Raw genomic sequence first — 18,837 nt, forward strand, 5'->3', positions numbered from 1 at the left:
AGACAGTCGGGGCCAAGGTGGAGAACGGAGGATAGGACGATGACGGAACTGACGCCATCTGCGATCAACGGCCAGGCCGCGCAGACGAAAGCGGCAGCCGTTAAAAATACCGTCCTGGCCAAAGGGCTGCGAACCGCCAACGGCATGACCGCGCAGGGCCTCTATGATCCGCGCAACGAGCACGACGCCTGCGGCGTCGGCTTCATCGCCAATATGAAGGGCGTGAAGTCGCACGGGATCGTCGAGGACGGTCTGGCGATGCTGGAAAACCTCACCCATCGCGGCGCCGTCGGCGCCGATCCGCTGGTCGGCGACGGCGCCGGCGTGCTGGTGCAGATCCCGGACGCTTTCTTCCGCGAAGAAATGGCGGTCGTGGGCGTCGAACTGCCGCCGGCCGGTCAATACGGCGTAGGCCATTGGTTCATGCCGCAAGACGCGGCGCTGCGCGCCCATATCGAAGAGATCATCGCCGAATCGGCGCAGTCGGAAGGGCTGCCGCTTATCGGCTTCCGCGACGTGCCGGTCGACAATTCGTCGCTGTCGAAGGCGCCGGACATCGTGGCGTCCGAGCCGTTCCATCGGCAGGTGTTCATCGGCCGCACGGCCGACATCCCGGACGACGAGGAATATGAGGCGCGGCTTTACCTGCTGCGCAAGGTGATCTCGGGCCGCATCTATGCCGAGAACGACAACAAGGATGTCGGCGCCTATTGCGTGTCGCTGTCGGCGCGCACCATCGTCTACAAGGGCATGTTCCTGGCCTATCAGGTCGGCGCCTATTACAAGGACCTCAAGGATACGCGCTTCGAAACGGCGCTGATCCTGGTTCACCAGCGCTTCTCGACCAACACCTTCCCGTCATGGAAGCTGGCGCATCCCTATCGCATGGTCGCGCATAACGGCGAGATCAACACCGTGCGCGGCAACAACAACTGGATGGCGGCGCGCCAGGCCTCGGTCGATTCCGAGCTGTTCGGCAACAACATCTCGAAGCTCTGGCCGATCTCCTATGAAGGCCAGTCGGACACGGCGTGCTTCGACAACGCGCTCGAGTTCCTGTTCCAGGGCGGCTACTCGCTCACCCACGCCATGATGATGCTGATCCCGGAAGCCTGGGCCGGCAACAAGCTCATGGACGCCGACCGCAAGGCTTTTTACGAGTACCATGCGGCGCTGATGGAGCCGTGGGACGGACCGGCGGCGGTGGTCTTCACCGACGGCCGCCAGATCGGCGCTACGCTCGACCGCAACGGCCTGCGCCCGGCGCGCTATATCGTCACCGACGACGACCGCGTCATCATGGCGTCGGAGGCCGGCGCGCTGCCGGTGCCGGAGGAAAAGATCGTGCAGAAGTGGCGGCTGCAGCCCGGCCGCATGCTGCTCATCGATCTCGCCAAGGGCCGCATCGTCTCCGACGAGGAGATCAAGTCGGAGATCGCGACCAGGCACCCCTACAAGACCTGGCTCGCCAACACGCAGCTGATCCTGGAAGATCTGAAGCCGGTCGAGCCGCGCGCGCTGCGCAAGGATGTCAGCCTGCTCGATCGCCAGCAGTCCTTCGGCTACACGCAGGAAGACACCAAGCTTCTGATGGCGCCGATGGCCACCACCGGCCAGGAAGCCGTCGGCTCGATGGGGACCGACACGCCGATCTCGGCGATGTCGGACAAGTCGAAGCTGCTCTACACCTATTTCAAGCAGAACTTCGCCCAGGTCACCAACCCGCCGATCGACCCGATCCGCGAGGAGCTAGTGATGAGCCTGGTATCGTTCATCGGGCCGCGGCCCAACATCTTCGACCTCGTCGGCACGTCGCGCCGCAAGCGGCTCGAAGTGCGCCAGCCGATCCTGACCAATGGCGATCTGGAGAAGATCCGCTCGATCGGCCACACCGAGGACCGTTTCGACACCAAGACGATCGACATCACCTACGGCTCGAACGAGGGCGCCGCCGGCATGCAGGGCGCCATCGACCGGCTCTGCGAGCGCGCGGAGGCGGCGGTCGCCGGCGGCTACAACATCATCATCCTGTCCGACCGCCAGGTCGGCCCGGACCGCATCGCGATCCCATCGCTGCTGGCGACGGCGGCCGTGCATCATCACCTGATCCGCAAGGGCCTGCGCACCGCGGTCGGCCTCGTGGTGGAATCCGGCGAGCCGCGCGAGGTGCATCATTTCTGCTGCCTGGCAGGCTACGGCGCCGAGGCGATCAATCCCTATCTCGCCTTCGACACGCTGCTCGACATGCACAAGCGTGGCGAGCTGCCGGAAGAGGTCGACGAATACGAGGTGGTCTCGCGCTACATCAAGTCGATCGGCAAGGGCATCCTCAAGGTGATGTCCAAGATGGGCATCTCGACCTACCAGTCCTATTGCGGCGCGCAGATCTTCGACGCCATCGGGCTGAAGTCAGACTTCGTCGAGAAGTATTTCACCGGCACAGCGACGCTGATCGAAGGCGTCGGCCTGGACGAGATCGCCACCGAGACGCTCAGCCGCCACAGCGACGCCTTCGGCAGCGATCCGGTGCTGCGCAACAACCTCGAGGTCGGCGGCGAGTACATGTTCCGCATGCGCGGCGAGGCGCATATGTGGTCGCCCGATGCCGTCGCCAGCCTGCAGCACGCCGTGCGGCAGGGCTCCTGGGACACGTTCAAGGACTATTCGGCGCAGATCGACAGCGCGACCGCTCGCGCCCAGACCATTCGCGGCCTGTTCAAGATCAGAACAGCGGAAGAGACCGGCCGCAAGAAGGTCGCGATCGAGGACGTCATGCCGGCGGCCGAGATCGTCAAGCGCTTCTCGACCGGGGCGATGTCGTTCGGCTCGATCTCCAGGGAAGCGCACACCACCCTGGCGCGCGCCATGAACGCCATCGGCGGCAAGTCCAACACCGGCGAGGGCGGCGAAGAGGCCGACCGCTATCTGCCGCTGCCCGGCGGCGGCAAGAACCCGGAACGCTCTGCGATCAAGCAGGTCGCTTCGGGGCGCTTCGGCGTCACGGCGGAATATCTGGTCAATTCCGACGTCATGCAGATCAAGGTTGCGCAGGGCGCCAAGCCCGGCGAGGGCGGCCAGCTGCCCGGACACAAGGTCGACGCGACTATCGCCAAGGTCCGGCACTCGACACCCGGCGTCGGCCTGATCTCGCCGCCGCCGCATCACGACATCTATTCGATCGAGGATCTGGCGCAGCTGATCTACGACCTGAAGAACGTCAATCCGGCGGCCGACGTCTCGGTCAAGCTGGTGTCGGAGGTCGGCGTCGGCACGGTCGCGGCGGGCGTCGCCAAGGCGCGCGCCGACCACATCACCATCTCAGGCTATGACGGCGGCACCGGCGCTTCGCCGCTGACCTCGCTCAAGCATGCCGGCAGCCCGTGGGAAATGGGCCTTGCCGAAACACATCAGACGCTGGTGCTCAACGGCTTGCGCTCACGCGTCGCGCTGCAGGTCGATGGCGGCCTGCGCACCGGGCGCGACGTCATCATCGGCGCGCTGCTCGGCGCCGACGAGTTCGGCTTCTCGACCGCGCCGCTGATCGCGGCCGGCTGCATCATGATGCGCAAGTGCCACCTCAACACCTGCCCGGTCGGCGTGGCGACGCAGGACCCGGTGTTGCGCAAGCGCTTCAAGGGCACGCCGGAGCACGTCATCAACTTCTTCTTCTACGTGGCGGAAGAGGTGCGGGCGCTGCTTGCCGACATGGGCTTCACCCATATCGACCAGATCATCGGCGACACCGATCTCCTGGAAAAGCGCGACGTCATCCAACACTGGAAGGCGCGCGGGCTCGACTTCTCGAAGATGTTCTTCAAGCCGGACGCGCCGCACGAGGCGCTGCACTGGACCGAGCGGCAGAAGCATCCGATCGACGACGTGCTCGACCGCAAGCTGATCGAGCTGGCGAAGCCGGCGCTGGACGCCAAGCAGCCGGTCACCATCGAGCTGCCGATCCGCAACGTCGACCGCTCTGTCGGCGCCATGCTGTCGGGTGAAGTCGCCAAGCGTTTCAAGCACAAGGGCCTGCGCGAGGACACGATCAAGGTGAAGCTGACCGGCACCGCCGGCCAATCCTTCGCCGCCTTCCTGGCGCGCGGCGTCTCCTTCGAGCTGGTCGGCGCCGGCAATGACTATGTCGGCAAGGGCCTGTCGGGCGGCCGCATCGTCATCCGGCCGCCGCAAGAGGCCAAGATCGTCGCGGCGGACTCGATCATCGTCGGCAACACGGTGCTCTACGGCGCCACCGAAGGCGAGGCGTATTTCGCCGGCGTCGCCGGCGAGCGTTTCGCGGTGCGCAATTCCGGCGTGGCGGCCGTCGTCGAGGGCGTCGGCGACCACGGCTGCGAATACATGACCGGCGGCATCGTCGTCGTGCTCGGCAAGACCGGGCGCAACTTCGCGGCCGGCATGTCGGGCGGCGTCGCCTATGTGCTGGACGAGAAGGGCGATTTCGCCGAGCGCTGCAACATGGCGATGGTCGAGCTCGAGCCTGTCCCGGAAGAGGACGACCTGATGGAGAAGCTGCTCCATCACGGCGGCGACCTCGACCACAAGGGCCGCGTCGACGTGTCGGGCGACATGACCAGCCATGACGAGGAACGGCTCTACCAGCTGATCTCGAACCACGTGCATTTCACCGGTTCGGTACGCGGCCGCGAAATCCTCGACGATTGGCAGAACTTCCGGCCGAAATTCCGGAAAATCATGCCGGTGGAGTATCGCCGCGCGCTGATCGAGATGGAACGCATGCGCATGAGCGTGGCGGCGGAATAGTTTCGGGCATGGCCGGAAAGATGACTTTCCGGCCGGCCTCCTCACCAACAATCCTGACCTCGGAACGAAGGTTGCCACGGCAGCCTTATGGGGTTAACGGGTGCGCTGCAAAAGCGTGCCTTCGGACAGCAGGGACTGGACTATGGGCAAGGTAACAGGCTTTCTCGAGATCGACCGGCAGGTGCACAAGTACCAGCCGGCCTCCGACCGCATCCGGCATTTCCGCGAATTCACGCTGCCGATGTCTGACAAGGAGGTTGAGAAACAGGCCGCGCGCTGCATGGATTGCGGCATTCCGTTCTGCCATGGGCCGACCGGCTGCCCGATCCACAACCAGATCCCGGACTGGAACGACCTCGTCTACAATGGCGACTGGGACAGCGCGATCCGCAACCTGCACTCGACCAACAATTTCCCGGAGTTCACCGGCCGCATCTGCCCCGCGCCTTGCGAGGAAGCCTGCACGCTGAATCTCGAGGACATTCCGGTCGCCATCAAGACGGTCGAGCAGGCGATCGCCGACAAGGCATATGAGACCGGCCACATCCGGCCCTATCCGCCGGAGAAGAAGACCGGCAAGCGCGTTGCCGTCATCGGCTCAGGCCCGGCCGGCATGGCAGCGGCGCAGCAGCTCGGGCGCGCCGGTCATGACGTGCATGTCTATGAGCGCGAAAGCCGCCCCGGCGGGCTGATGCGCTACGGCATACCGGACTTCAAGATCGAGAAGCACTATATCGACCGGCGCATCGAGCAGATGCAGGGCGAGGGCGTGACCTTCCATTGCGGCGTCAATGTCGGCGTCGACATGAAAGCGGCCGATCTGCTCGGGGAATTCGACGCTGTGCTCTATTGCGGCGGTTCGGAGACGCCGCGTCCGGCCGGCATTCCGGGCAGCGACCTCAGCGGAGTCTATGACGCCATGCCCTACCTGGTGCAGCAGAACCGCCGCGTCGGCGGCGAGCCGATCCAGTCGGTGGCCTGGCCCTCGCACCCGATCATTGCCGGTGGCCAGCATGTCGTGGTCGTCGGCGGCGGCGACACCGCGTCCGACTGCATCGGCACCGCCTTCCGCCAGGGCGCGGTGCGCGTGACGCAGCTCGACATCCGCCCGCAGCCGCCGGAGAAGGAAGACAAGCTTGCCGTCTGGCCCTACTGGGCGACGAAAATGCGCACGTCCTCCTCGCAGGCCGAGGGCGCCGAGCGCGAATTCCAGGTGGCGACGCTCGAGTTCATCGGCGAGGAAGGCCAGCTGACCGGCGTGCGCTGCTGCGAGGTCGACGACAAGCGCAAGCCGATCGCCGGCAGCGAGTTCGTCATCCGCGCCGATCTCGCCTTCATCGCCATCGGCTTCGCCGGTCCGGCGGGCGACAGCCTGATGAAGGAGCTCGACGGCAAGATCAAGGTCGTCACCGACAGCCGCCGCTCGAACAATGTCGAGGCCAACGATCGCGACTACAGGACCAGCGTCGACAAGCTCTATGCGGCGGGCGACGTGCGCCGCGGCCAGTCGCTGGTGGTGTGGGCGATCCGCGAGGGCCGCCAGGCGGCGCGCTCGATCGACGAGGCGCTGATGGGATCGACGGTGCTGCCGCGGTAAGGCTTCAAAGCACTCACTGAGCCGTAAGCTTCTTGAAGCGTCTAACCGGCCAGCAGCTTTACCGCCCAGTAGAGGCCGATGGCCATCTGGATCGCGAACGCGGAAAATCGAGCCTTGACCGCGTTTGGACTTGTCGATGCCAGATGAATGGCCGACTGGATTAGCCGCGCGGCGATAAACCAGTATGCAAGTGGGTCGGTGATCCCCGTCCGCGAAGTCATCATGGCCACGCCCATGAGGCCCCCGAATATCGGGAGTCCCTCAATGCAATTTGCGTGGGCTCGCGCAAGCCGCTGCAAAAAGGGCGAAAGACCTGCGTTATCCGGCGTGAAGCCATTTGCCGGGATGCGCCCACTCACCACAAGACAGGTGCGCAGGATCTCCATCCATACAAGCAGGAGGAGGGTCCAAGTTACGAACCCAAGCAAGGCATAGCCCGTCGCCGACATGTTCGCCCCCTGTAATCCCAGCCGAATAGAACAATGCCATTGTTCGGCCTGGCGTGAAATCGCTCCTCCCGACGAATCCGATGGACGTCGATTAAGGGCTGGCGGGCGTGGGGTCCGACTCGACAGTTGCTGTCGCCGGCTGCGTCTTCGGCGGCCACGAAAAATCGTCGGCGCGGCCCGGCGAGGCGGCGGGCGCCTTGCCTTCGACGATCAGTTTTTCGCCTGGCAGGTTCGGATCGGCCCTGGCCGGCTGCGCGGCGCCGAGCAGCTCGGTGCCGCCGTCGAGCGCCGGGTCGCCGAGAAGCATCGGCGCGGTGCGGTCGACGATGACGGGCGCCGCGGCCGGTTTCGGCGCCTCGACCGGAGCGCCGGCCGGCGCCGACACGGTCGTGACGCTTCCGGGCGCCGCCAGGCCCAGGATCTTCGCCAGCGGCTTTTCCGCATAGAAGGCGAGCTTGCGCTTGCCGGCCTTGGTGACGTTGATGCCGTCATCGGAACGCAGGCGAACAGGCTGGCCGTTGATGTCCGGGCCGGAGGTGACGAAAGCGCCGTTCTCGTCGACGAAGCCGTCCCAGACGTCGACGAATTCGCCGCCATGCTTTTCGGCGACCGAATGGTAGATGTCGTTGAAGGCGAGCATGTCCGAGTTCATCTTCGACACACCGAAAGCCGGCATGCCGATCCATAGGAACGGCACCTTGGTGTCCTGGATGCCCTTGCCGAGCGCATCGGCGCGGCGCTCGTATTCCTTGGTCCAGTTCTCCGAGCGCGGCTGCTCGCGCACCTCGCCGACCCGCATCTGCTGGCGGTCATTGGAGCCCAGCATGACGATCACGGCCGACGGCTTCTCGGTCTCGATCAGTGACTTGATCTCGACCGGCCAGTTATAGAAATCGTCGCGAACGAAGCCCGACGACCCGTTGGCGCGGGCGACGATCCTGACGGCGGGATTGTCGGCAAAGGCGGTGTCCAGGCCCTCGGCCAGCCCGCCCGCCAGAAAATCGCCGACCACCAGCACGACATGGGCGTCGTTCGTCTTCTCGACGACCGGCGTTTCCGGCTCGGCCGGCGGGCGCGGCTTGGATTTCTTCTTCGGTTTCGGCCTTGATTTCTGGATTTCGAACGGTGGCTCGACCCGTTCGCTGCGGCGCGGGAACAGAAGGTCACGCAACGACCAGCCGCGGCTTTCCTCCTGCGCGAATGCCGGTGCGTGGAAAGCGCCCGCGGCAGTGACGACGAGCACGGCCAGGGCGAGAATCAGGATCGGCGCCCGGCGAATGCCCTGCCTGATACGCGCGACCGAAACCAAACACCTCTCCATCCCTTGGCGCATGACCGGAAGACGTGGGAAAGTCATGCGCAAGCCGAAGCGCTACAGCATCCTTGCCGTCTTTGAGAGGATGCTGGCGCTTCCCCAGGCTTTACTGCTTGCGGAGCCATTTGAGCACTTCCAGGCTCGGATAGCCATCCTGGTTCAAGCCGACCTTGGCCTGGTAGGCCATGATGGCGGCTTTCGAGCCATCGCCGATCTTGCCGTCGAACTTGCCGTCATAGTAGCCGTGATCTGAAAGCCGCTTCTGCAGTTCCTGCCGTTCCTCGAAGCTTAGCTTGGTGAAAGGCCGCTGCCAGTCCTGCACCAGGCCGGTGCCGCCGGCGATCTCGTCGGCCAGAAGGCCCACGGCCAAAGCGTATTTGTCGGCGTTGTTATAGGCCTTGATGACGGAGAAATTCCTGATCATCAGGAAGGCGGGTCCACCCCGGCCGTCCGGCACTTTCAACGTCGCCTTGTCGGTCAGGTTCTTGAACGGCTTGCCGCCGGCCCTGACGACGCCGAGCGCCTGCCATTGGGCGATCGTCTTTGGGCCGCCGGGCAATTTGCCGGCCGGTATGGAGACCTCATAGCCCCAGGTCTTGCCGGCCTGCCAGCCGTTCTTCTTGAGCAGATTGGCGGAGGTCGCCAGCGCGTCGGGGATCGAACTCCAGATGTCGCGCTTGCCATTGCCGTCCATGTCGACCGCATAGCGCTGGTAGCTGGTCGGGATGAATTGGGTCTGGCCCATCGCGCCTGCCCAGGAGCCCATCAGATGGCTTTCATCGATGTCGCCGGTCTGCAGGATCTTCAAGGCCGCGATCAGTTGGGTGCGGGCATATTTCGAGCGCTTCGGATCGCCATAGGCAAGCGTCGCCAGCGAGCGGACGACGTTGCGCATGATGTCGTCGCGCTTGAGCGTCTCGCCATAGTTCGATTCCATCGACCAGATGGCCAAAAGGATGTTGCGGTCGACACCGAACCGCGCCTCGATGCGATCGAGCCACGGCCTCCATTTCTTCGCCATCGCCTGGCCGTTGGCGACTGCCTGGTCGTGCACGCGGTTGTCGAAATAGTCCCAGGCGGGCGCGGTGAATTCCGGCTGGGTGCGGGCCTTTTCCAGCACGACCGGGTCGGGCTCGATGCCTCTCATGGACTGATCGTAGACCGCCCCCGAAACGCCGCCCGCCACCGCGGTTGCGCGGAAATCCGAGACCCACTGGCGGAATCCGGCATCGGCCAAAGCGGGTCCGGCGGGCATCAGCAAGGCCAGCGTGAGGCCGGCGGCCGTCGCCAGTGCCGTCAGGCGCCTCGCGGTGTTGCGAACGGACATCATTTCCTCCTTCGTCAAATCAGGAAGATCATTCAACGCCGAACCGGGTTAGCATTTGGTTTACCATAGGTCCCCCGGGGAACGAAAAGAGGTGTCGCGGCTTTTAGTTCTCACGTTCACTGCTCGCCCTTAATCCAACATTCCGGCGTGAAAATGATTTCCGTCGGGAAATGTTTGGGGGATTGCGGAGCGTGCCGCCGAGCGGATAATTGGCTGAAACGCAGGGGGTGTCAGCATGAAGCGCGTTCGCAAGGCAGTTTTCCCGGTCGCCGGCCTCGGCACGCGGTTTCTTCCGGCCACCAAGGCCATCCCGAAGGAAATGCTCACCGTCGTCGACCGGCCGGTCATCCAATATGTGGTCGATGAGGCACGCGAGGCCGGCATCGAGCATTTCATCTTCGTGACCGGACGCAACAAGGCGGTCATCGAGGACCATTTCGACGTACAGTTCGAGCTGTATGACACGCTTGCCCAGCGCGGCAAGGACGATCAGCTCGCCCATCTGCAGCGGCTGCAGCCGGCGCCGGGACAGACGAGCTTCACGCGCCAGCAGGTGCCGATGGGCCTTGGCCACGCCGTCTGGTGCGCCCGCGAGCTGGTCGGCGAGGAGCCGTTCGCCTTGCTTCTGCCGGACATGATCATGCAGTCGGAAAAGAGCTGCACGAGGAGTATGGTCGAACTCTATGCCGAGACCGGCAACAATATCGTCGCCGTGCAGGAATGCGATCCGGCGGAAGCGCATAAATACGGCATCGTCGGCCGCGGCGAGGACGCGCATTACGGCTTCCGCATCACCGGCATGGTGGAGAAGCCGAAACAGGGGACCGCGCCCTCCAATCTCTTCATCAACGGCCGCTACATCCTGCAGCCGGAAATCTTCGGCATCCTGGAGAGCCAGGAGCGTGGCGCCGGCAACGAGATCCAGCTGACCGACGCGATGCTGAAGCTGGAGAAAGAGCAGCCCTTCTACGGCTATCACTACAAGGGGCGCACGTTCGATTGCGGCTCGCCGGAAGGTTTCGTCGAGGCCAATGTCGCCTTCGCGCTCTGGCGTAGCGACATGAACGGAAGCATGGCCGGCGTCATCCGCACGCTGCTGGACGAGGTGCGGCCGGTAGAGCGGCGCGGCGCCGCGTCTTAGCCTATGCCGATATTCAGGTGAGGCCGGTCTGCGAACGGCAGTTTCCTGCGCTTCCGGTGCTCACGTACTTTGAGTACGCTCCGCTCCGGTTCTCGGAAGTCACCGTTCTCGACTCGGCCTCACCTGAATCTCGGCATAGGCTTGGCGGTTGCTGCCTTCAGCGCTGGACCTTCAGGCCGAGATAGACACTGTTGGTCGTATAGTCTCGGCCAGGCAGATTGCTGGTCAGCTTCTCCGTCCTTACCCTGGTGGTGACCCCGGCATAGCGGTTCAACCACCAGGTCAGCCCGGCCTCGGCGCTCAGGATCAAATCGTGGCCGTCGGAGCCGGTGTAATCGCGCCAGTCGAGGCCGAGCGCCGAGTTCGCCGTGAGATTGGCGCGGATCTGGCGCTCGCCGGTCAGACGGCCGGAGTAGAGGATATCGCCGCTCTCATTAGCCGTCGTGGTTGTTTCGACCCTGGTCTTGCCGGTCAGGCCTATAGTGGTGCCGCGCTCGGGCGACCATTTGAGGTCGGCATCGATGCTCGGACCCGCTACCGCCGGAAGGCGGTTGTCGTCGATCGCCTCGCGCAGCCAGCCGACGGAAAATTCGCCGGACAGCTTCTCGCCCATGTCGAGCTCGAGCCCGGCGCGCGCGCCAAGCCTGGTCGAGGATCGCTCGAAGCCGTCGGTGTCGACGCGCAGGTCATAGAGGCGCCGCCCGGCCTCGACTTCCGTGAACGGCGTCAGCGCCGGCGAAATCTCGTAACCGGTGCGCAAGGTCGCGGTATAGAGCGTGGAGTCGCGATCCTTCTGCGAAACGGTGGTGCCGTCGGAGAGTTCGGCATCGCCGTAGAAATCATGCGAGACCGCGCCGGTCAGCGCGTAGCGCATCTTGCCGACACTCTTTTCGAGACCGAGGCTGCCGTCGACGGTCTGGCGCAGCGGCTGTTGGGTGACACCGGCGATCGCATCCGGCGAGGAGGCCGATTCTGGCGCGGCCTCGTAGCCCAGCTTGGCGATGGCGCGCAGCTCGTTGTCGAGGTCAACATTGAGCTGACCCTCGATACGGCCCTGCGCGTCGTTAATCTTCTGGCCAGAGACGGTGTTGCGGAACTGGCCGTAGCCGGTAATCAAAGCCGAATTCTCGCGCCAGTCGGAGGTCGCGGTGAAGCGCAGCGCCGTCTCGGACAGAACCGCCGATTTGCCGGTGCTGCTGGAATCGGCATTGGAGGTCGCGGTGAAGCCCTGCTCGAGCGTCGGCCGGAAGAGAAAGGTGCCGACCTTGATGCCCGGCGCGGCGAAGGGATCCTCCTCCGGCTTGACTTTCAGGCCTTCTATGGAGGCGGTGCGCTCCTGACCGGGGTCCAGCTTCTGCTTGTCGACGCTGTCGATGGTGACGGCACGGCGGTTGCTGCCGTCTTCATCGCCGGTGGCCGCGGCGTCGGTCCGGTTGCCTGTGCCGGCGGTCGCGGCGGTGGTCGTGCTGTCCGTCGCTTCGCCGGTTTTCTTCTTGGCCTTTTTCTTGTCGGCGGTTTTGGTGCCGGCCTTGGCGTCCTGAGCACGCTGCTTTGCCGTCGAAGGTCGGCGGGGTTTTACCGGAGCCTTCGTATCGGCCAATGGATCATCCGTTGCCTGCGGCTGGTCGAAGATGCTGTCCGTCGCGCCCGCCGTCTGATCGTCATCGGGAACGGCGCCGGGGCTTGACGGCTGATAGGTCGTCGATGCCGTGTCCTGGACGGCAGCGGCGGCGGGCGGGGTCTGACCCTGCGATTCCCGCGCCCGCAACTGCCTGGCCTTGCGCTGCTGGTCGGCGAGTATGGCCGATTCGGAGACCTCGCCGCGCAGCTCGGTTTCCTGGGAGAATGCCGGCGCGGGACGCAGCAAGGCTAGCGCGCTTGCTGTCAGCAGCAGTGCTGCAACGGCAATGCCCTTCCGACCGATTTTCGTTTCAGGCTGGCCCCCGGACATCGTCACCACTGCTTGCGCGGCGCGGTTGCGCCATACTTACCGAACCGTAAATGCGGATGGTTAACGGAGGGTTGAGAGAGCCGCCTCTGAGCCTCCCCAATCGGAGGTTGAGGGCAATTCCGTTGGACAGGGGCGCGGCAAAGCGCTAATCGCTTGCGCCATGCATGCGGGGTCCCCAGAGAGAAAGCAGCCGGACAGGCAGGCCGTGATCGAATCGGCGCTGAGAACGGTGGCGACGGAGCAGACCGGCGTGGCGGCCCTGGCCGCCGCGCTCGCAAACGGGCTGACCGAGCCTTTTGCCGCCGCGATCGACCTGATCTCGCGGATCGAGGGCCGCGTCATCGTCACGGGCGTCGGCAAGAGCGGGCATATCGGCGCCAAGATCGCCGCGACGCTTGCCTCGACCGGCACGCCAGCCTTTTTCGTCCATCCCGCCGAGGCCAATCACGGCGATCTCGGCATGATCGCCAAGGACGACGCCATCATCGCCATGTCTTGGTCGGGCGAAAGCAAGGAATTGATGGGCATCGTCGCCTATTCGAGGCGTTTTTCCATCCCGCTGATCGCCATTACTTCCGGCGAGAGCTCGGCGCTGGCGCGTGCGGCCGATGTGGTCTTGCTGCTGCCGGTCGTGCCCGAGGCTTGTCCGCACGGGCTGGCACCGACGACATCGACCCTTCTCCAACTCGTGCTGGGCGACGCGTTGGCTATCGCTCTGCTCGAAGCGCGGGGCTTCACGCCGGATCACTTCCGAACCTTGCACCCCGGCGGGCAGCTTGGCGCCAATCTGACCCTGGTGTCGGAGATCATGCGGACCGGCGATCAGGTGCCGCTCGCCCTGCTCGGCACCAAGATGCCGGAAGCGGTGATGACGCTGTCGCAGAAGAAAGTCGGGTGCGTCTGCATTGTCGATGCGAGCGGCAAACTGGTCGGGATCGTGACCGACGGCGACGTTGCACGCAATCTGCATCGCAATCTGGCCGACGTGACCGTCGATGAGGTCATGACCCGCACGCCCAAGACGATCGATCCGCAGACGCTGGCGGGCACGGCGATCGCCATGCTCAACGAGCACAATATCGGCGCGCTGGTCGTGACCAAAGACAAAATGCCGGTGGGCGTAGTTCACTTCCACGACCTGCTGCGCATTGGCGCAGCCTAGCCACGCACTTTTCCAGGAATTGCCTTAGTCTCAGCCTGTCCGATACCTGTCTCGGTTCAAGCCGCCTCGACCGTCAGCTCCAGGTCGGTGTCGGCGGCGCCGACAACGCGCACTTGCGTGCCGGCAGGGAGGTCAGGACCGGAAACGCGCCACAGCGTGTCGCCGAGCTTGATGCGGCCGCGGCCGTCCTTGATCGGCTCGGCCAGCGTCGCCAGCTTGCCCACCATCTGCGCGCCGCGGCGGTTGAGCAGCGGCTGGTCGGCATCGTCGTGGCGGCCGGCCATCAGCTTCTTGCCGACGAAAGCCGAGATCAGCGACAGGATCAGGAACGCCAGCACCTGCACCTGCCAGGTCCAGAAAGCGGCGTCCCATATCGCCAGCGACACGGCGCCGACGATGAGCGCGGCGATGCCGATCCACAGCATGAAGACGCCCGGCGCGACGATCTCCATCACCAGGAGCACGAAGCCCAGAACCATCCAGTTCCACGGGCCGAGCTCGGAAACGATACGGTCGAACATGGGAGCAGCCTCCTATGATCTCAGTTTTCGTTCGGCCGAACCAGCGGCGGGCGTGCGGCCTGCCGCTGCGCGCCGGCCGTACCTTCACTCCTGAAAACTTCCTTGGCGATCTCGCCGATGCCGCCGAGCGTTCCGATCAGCGACGAGGCTTCAAGCGGCATCAGCACCACCTTGCTGTTCGTGGCCGAGCCGATCCTGGTCAACGCCTCGGTGTATTTCTGGGCGATGAAGTAGTTGAGCGCCTGGACGTCGCCCTTGGCGATGGCTTCCGACACGACCTGCGTCGCCTTGGCCTCCGCTTCGGCCGAGCGCTCGCGCGCCTCGGCGTCGCGGAAGGCTGCTTCCCTGCGGCCCTCGGCCTCGAGGATCTGCGACTGCTTGAGGCCTTCGGCGGCCAGGATCTGGGCGCGCTTGTTGCGCTCGGCCGTCATCTGGCGGCCCATAGATTCGATCAGATTGGCCGGCGGATTGATGTCCTTGATCTCGACGCGGGTGATCTTGATGCCCCACGGATGCGCCGCCTCGTCGACGACGCGCAACAGGCGCTCGTTGATGGCGTCGCGATTGGACAGCAATTCGTCGAGGTCCATCGAGCCCATGACGGTACGGATGTTGGTCATGGTCAGGTTGAGAATGGCGTTCTGCAGCCCGGCCACCTGATAAGCGGCCTGCGCGGCATTGAGGATCTGGTAGAAGGCGATGCCGTCGACACCGACGATGGCGTTGTCGCGGGTGATGATCTCCTGCGTCGGCACGTCGAGCACCTGCTCCATCATATTCATCTTGGCGCCGACGCGCTCGAAGATGGGGTTAATAATGTTCAGGCCAGGCGTCAGCGTCTTGGTGTACCGGCCGAAGCGTTCCACCGTGTAATTATAACCTTGCGGCACCGTCTTGATGCCTTTGAAAAGAAGGATGATGACCAGGAAGACAAGAACAATGATGGCAATATCGAAACCGCTGAAGCCCATTTCGTTTCTCCCTCAAAAGGCGGCGACCTCACGGAATCACTTAAGTGTGTTTCCGCAGCGTTACAATCAGGTGATCGGGAATATTGGTTAGCGAAGGCTTTTGCGCACCGGTTTCGAGCCTGTCGGTGAAACCGGTCACACCCAGCCGGAAAGCTCGCGCCGGGCCAGCGCTTCGATGACCGCCATGCCCTCGGCGCTGTCGTTGAGGCAGGGGATGTGCGCAAAATTCTCGCCGCCGGCGTGATGGAAGGTTTCGGCCGCCTCGCGGCCGATCTCGTCCAGCGTCTCGATGCAGTCGACGGAGAAGCCCGGATTGACGATGGCGATCGATTTCACGCCGTCCTTGGCCAGTTTCTCGACGGTGACGTCGGTGTAAGGCTGCAGCCATTCCTGCGCGCCGAAACGCGACTGGAAGGTGGTGATGAGCTTGTTCTCGTCCCAGCCGAGCCTTGCCCGCAGCAGCCGCGTGGTCTCCAGGCAATGCGCCCGGTATGGATCGCCCTTGTCGGAATAGGGCTTGGGGATGCCGTGATAGGAGGCGATCACGACCTCCGGCACGAAGTCGAGGGTCGCCAGGTGCTGCTCGATCGAACGCGCAAGCGCGTCGATATAGACCGGTTCGTCATAATAGGGCGGCACGCTGCGGATCGCCGGCGCGCGCCTGATCTTCATCAGCGCGCGGAACAACTGGTCGTTGGCGGTCGCCGTCGTCGTCGCCGAATATTGCGGATAGAGCGGAAAGGTGAGGATGCGGTCGCAGCCCTGGTCGACCAGCTTCTGAGTGACGCTTGCCGTCGAGGGATTGCCGTAGCGCATCGCCCAGTCGACCACCACATCGGGCAGGTCGGCAAGTGCGGCGGCCAGCTTCTGGCCTTGAGCGCGGGTGAAAGTGCGCAGCGGCGACTCGTTCATCTCCCGGTTCCAGATACGGGCGTAGTTGGCGCCGGATTTCTTCGGCCGGGTCGTCAGCACCAGTCCATACAGGATCGGATACCAGATCGCCTTGTTGAGCTCGATGACGCGCGGATCGGAGAGGAATTCGCGCAGGTAGCGCCACATCGGCCTGAAATCTGTGCCGTCGGGCGTGCCGAGATTGACCAGCATGATGCCGATCTTGCCCGGCCTGACCGGCGCGGCATGCGCCGGCGGCAGGCCGACGGCCTTTGCGGCTTTGGCATCGGTGGGGTTGGCAAGGGTCATCGACAGTCTCCGGTAGCGCCGCGAAACTAGCGATGCCCTGCCGGGTTTCAATGCCGCGTCTGGCCGCACCTTATCGCGTCAGGACCTCAAAAAGGAACACCCGCCCGGTTGCCCGGACGGGTGCGATCAGTCCCGGCCCAGGCGTTACTTCGCGGCCGGCGGAATGGTCAGCGTCGCGCCGAGCGGCAGGCGCCGCGGCTTAAAGTCCTTGTTGGCTTCGGAGATGAGCTTCCACTTGGTTGCGTCGCCATAGGCTTTCTTGGCCAGGTCCCAATAGGTATCGCCGGCGGCGATGGTGTGGCTGGTCTCGGCCGGTTTCGCTTCGGGCTGCGTTGCCTGCGCCGGCTTGGCCGGCTCGGCTGCGGGAGCAGGCGTTGCCGGGGCGGTCTCGGCGGGCTTTGCCGGTTCCGCGGCCGGCGCCGCGGGCGCGGTCTCGGCCGGCTTCGCGGTCTCGGTGGGCGCGGCCGGAGCGGTTTCAGTAGAAACCGCCGGCGGCGTGCCGGCAATGTCGCTGGAACCGGAAGGCGGAGCCGGCATCGCCGGCTCGCTGTTTGCCGGCGCAGTCTCGGCTGGTTTTGCTGCCCCGGCCGCAGGCGCCTGGGTGGCGGGGGCGGTCTCGGCAGGCTTTGCCGATTCCGCAGGCTTGGCCGGCTCGGCCGCCGTCGCCGTTGCCGCAAGCTCGGTGATGCGGCCGTCGAGCTTGGGCGTATAGGGACGGTGGGCGCCGAGATAGTCGGCCACCACCTGCTCCAGGCCGGGGCCGTAGTCATAGGCGTCGGTCGCCTTGTCGGCGAAAACCTTGTAGCCGTCGCCGCCCTGGCGGACGTAGTTGTTGGTGGCGACGAGGTACCGCTTGTCCGGGCTGATCGGCGTCCAGGCGCCGTTCTCCATCACCTCGACGGATTTGACGCGGCCGGCATTGGGCGCGACGGATCTGTCGAAGGAATATTTGATGCCGGCAACCTGCGGGAAGCGGCCGGCGCCGTCCTCGATCTGGCTGAGGCCGTTTTCAAGGCCCGCGACCAGGTCCTTGCCCGAGATCTTGAAAGTGGCCAGCGTGTTCTGGAACGGCAGCACGGTCAGCACCTCGCCCATAGTCACTGTGCCCTGGTCGATCGAGGCGCGCAGGCCGCCGCCATTGGAGATGACGATTTCGACGCCCTGGCCCTTGGTGCGGTCGAGAATGGCGTCGGAGACGAGATTGCCCATCTCGCATTCGCGCGCGCGGCAATTCTCGCGGCTGCCGTCGATGGCCTTGGTGGTCTCGGCCACCTCTTTGTTCTTCAGCGCCTCGATCGGCGCGCCGAGCTCCTTGATGCGGGCAAGAACGGCGGGATCGGGGGTGATCGACTTGTCGAGATAGATCGGCGCGCCGCTCGCCTCCTTGACGACGCCGTTGTCGTCGAACACGACCTTGAACTCGCCGAGATATTTCGAATAGGACGCCGCCTGCACCACCGGCACCTTGTAACCGTCGGGGTTGTCGACCATCGTCGGGTACGGTCCCTCGGCCTTCGGATCGGTGTTCGACAGAAGGGTGTGGCTGTGGCCGCCGACCACCACGTCGACACCCGGGATTTTCGCTATGACGTCGCGCTCGCGCCTGTAGCCGATATGGGTGACCGCGATGATCTTGTTGATGCCTTGTGCCTTGAGCTTCTCGACCTCGGCCGTGATCGACTTGACATCGTCGGCGATGGCGATGTTCGGGCCGGGCGAGGCGAGTTCCGGCGTGTCGTTGGTGACGGCGCCGACGATGCCGATCTTCTGGCCACCGACCTCGACGACGATCGAAGGCTTGATCTTGTCCTTGGCGCCGGACTTGTCGTTGGGCACGACATTGGCGCTGACGATCGGGAATTTCGCCTTGTCGAGATAGGGAACCAGCGCAGTCTCGCCGTCGTCGAACTCGTGGTTGCCGAGCGTTACCGCGTCGGGCTTGATCTGATTGAGGAATTCCTCTTCCGCCGCACCCTTGTAGGTGATGTAGAACAGCGATCCCTGGAAGCTGTCGCCGGCATTGAGCAGCAGCAGGTTCTGGCCTTCGAGCTTCTTGCGCTCCTGAGCGATCGCCGTGATCAGCCGGCCGGCGCCGCCGATGCATTCGCCCTTGGTCTCCTCGTCGGCGGAGCAGGTCGACTCGTATTTGTTGTTACCTTCGATGCGGCTATGCCAATCGTTGAAATGCAGGATGTTCAGCGTGTAGTCGGCAAAAGACGCGCCTGCCGACAGGCCGAGCGCCGATGCCGACAGGGCTAGGATCGCGGCAATCTTCTTCATCTTCGTCTCCCGGATAAGCTGACTTCGAATATGCTTAGCGCCCTCGCTTGACTGGAAAATAACAGTCAGCTCCGGTCATGTTCACATCGGGTTCCGGTCGATGCAAGCACAAATCAGGGAGATGTTTGCCGGCACAAAAAAGGACGG

At 64.4% G+C, this 18,837-nt stretch carries 12 protein-coding genes; 4 read left to right on the forward strand and 8 right to left on the reverse strand.

Translation table 11 applies throughout. The features are described 5' to 3' along the window. Positions 1-39: 39 nt before the first annotated feature. Both gltB and CK219_RS08480 read left to right on the forward strand, forming a co-directional pair. Positions 40-4,776, forward strand: a complete 4,737-nt coding sequence (gene gltB / locus CK219_RS08475) for a glutamate synthase large subunit (protein WP_095766324.1) — start codon at positions 40-42, stop codon at positions 4,774-4,776. 142 nt (positions 4,777-4,918) lie between these two features. Then, positions 4,919-6,373 (forward strand): glutamate synthase subunit beta, encoded by a 1,455-nt coding sequence (locus CK219_RS08480; RefSeq protein WP_095766325.1) that lies wholly within the window; start codon positions 4,919-4,921, stop codon positions 6,371-6,373. A 41-nt stretch (positions 6,374-6,414) separates the two neighbouring features. Here the strand turns inward: CK219_RS08480 and CK219_RS08485 are convergent, their stop codons facing one another. The 3 genes from CK219_RS08485 to CK219_RS08495 form a co-directional block, all read right to left on the reverse strand. Beyond that, the gene (locus CK219_RS08485) at positions 6,415-6,822 is read right to left on the reverse strand and encodes an MAPEG family protein (protein ID WP_095766326.1); all 408 of its coding nucleotides are present in this window, start codon (positions 6,820-6,822) and stop codon (positions 6,415-6,417) included. 91 nt (positions 6,823-6,913) lie between these two features. Further along, a complete protein-coding gene (locus CK219_RS08490) occupies positions 6,914-8,131 on the reverse strand; it encodes a DUF459 domain-containing protein (RefSeq protein WP_095766702.1) in 1,218 nt (405 codons plus the stop codon). A 112-nt stretch (positions 8,132-8,243) separates the two neighbouring features. After that, positions 8,244-9,464 (reverse strand): lytic murein transglycosylase, encoded by a 1,221-nt coding sequence (locus CK219_RS08495; protein ID WP_095766703.1) that lies wholly within the window; start codon positions 9,462-9,464, stop codon positions 8,244-8,246. Between the two features lie 235 nt (positions 9,465-9,699). Between CK219_RS08495 and galU the strand changes: the two genes are divergently transcribed. After that, positions 9,700-10,605 (forward strand): UTP--glucose-1-phosphate uridylyltransferase GalU, encoded by a 906-nt coding sequence (galU, locus tag CK219_RS08500; RefSeq protein WP_095766327.1) that lies wholly within the window; start codon positions 9,700-9,702, stop codon positions 10,603-10,605. A gap of 157 nt (positions 10,606-10,762) precedes the next feature. Here galU and CK219_RS08505 read toward each other — a convergent pair whose 3' ends face one another. Further along, on the reverse strand, positions 10,763-12,556 hold the full coding sequence (locus CK219_RS08505; protein WP_176476967.1) for an outer membrane beta-barrel protein: 1,794 nt from the start codon (positions 12,554-12,556) through the stop codon (positions 10,763-10,765). A 160-nt stretch (positions 12,557-12,716) separates the two neighbouring features. Between CK219_RS08505 and CK219_RS08510 the strand changes: the two genes are divergently transcribed. Then, positions 12,717-13,718, forward strand: coding sequence for a KpsF/GutQ family sugar-phosphate isomerase (locus CK219_RS08510; RefSeq protein ID WP_095766328.1), 1,002 nt, complete (start codon positions 12,717-12,719; stop codon positions 13,716-13,718). A 56-nt stretch (positions 13,719-13,774) separates the two neighbouring features. Here CK219_RS08510 and CK219_RS08515 read toward each other — a convergent pair whose 3' ends face one another. The 4 genes from CK219_RS08515 to CK219_RS08530 form a co-directional block, all read right to left on the reverse strand. Next, on the reverse strand, positions 13,775-14,239 hold the full coding sequence (locus tag CK219_RS08515) for an NfeD family protein (protein ID WP_095766329.1): 465 nt from the start codon (positions 14,237-14,239) through the stop codon (positions 13,775-13,777). 20 nt (positions 14,240-14,259) lie between these two features. After that, entirely contained in the window at positions 14,260-15,210 is a 951-nt protein-coding gene (locus CK219_RS08520; protein WP_095766330.1) for an SPFH domain-containing protein, read from the reverse strand. 135 nt (positions 15,211-15,345) lie between these two features. Next, positions 15,346-16,410 carry a ferrochelatase gene (gene hemH, locus CK219_RS08525; RefSeq protein ID WP_095766331.1) on the reverse strand — a complete coding sequence of 355 codons (1,065 nt, stop codon included), beginning with the start codon at positions 16,408-16,410 and terminating at the stop codon, positions 15,346-15,348. 144 nt (positions 16,411-16,554) lie between these two features. Further along, entirely contained in the window at positions 16,555-18,690 is a 2,136-nt protein-coding gene (locus CK219_RS08530) for a bifunctional UDP-sugar hydrolase/5'-nucleotidase (protein WP_095766332.1), read from the reverse strand. Positions 18,691-18,837 lie beyond the last annotated feature (147 nt).

It is taken from the genome of Mesorhizobium sp. WSM4313 (assembly GCF_002294725.1).
Lineage (GTDB): Bacteria > Pseudomonadota > Alphaproteobacteria > Rhizobiales > Rhizobiaceae > Mesorhizobium.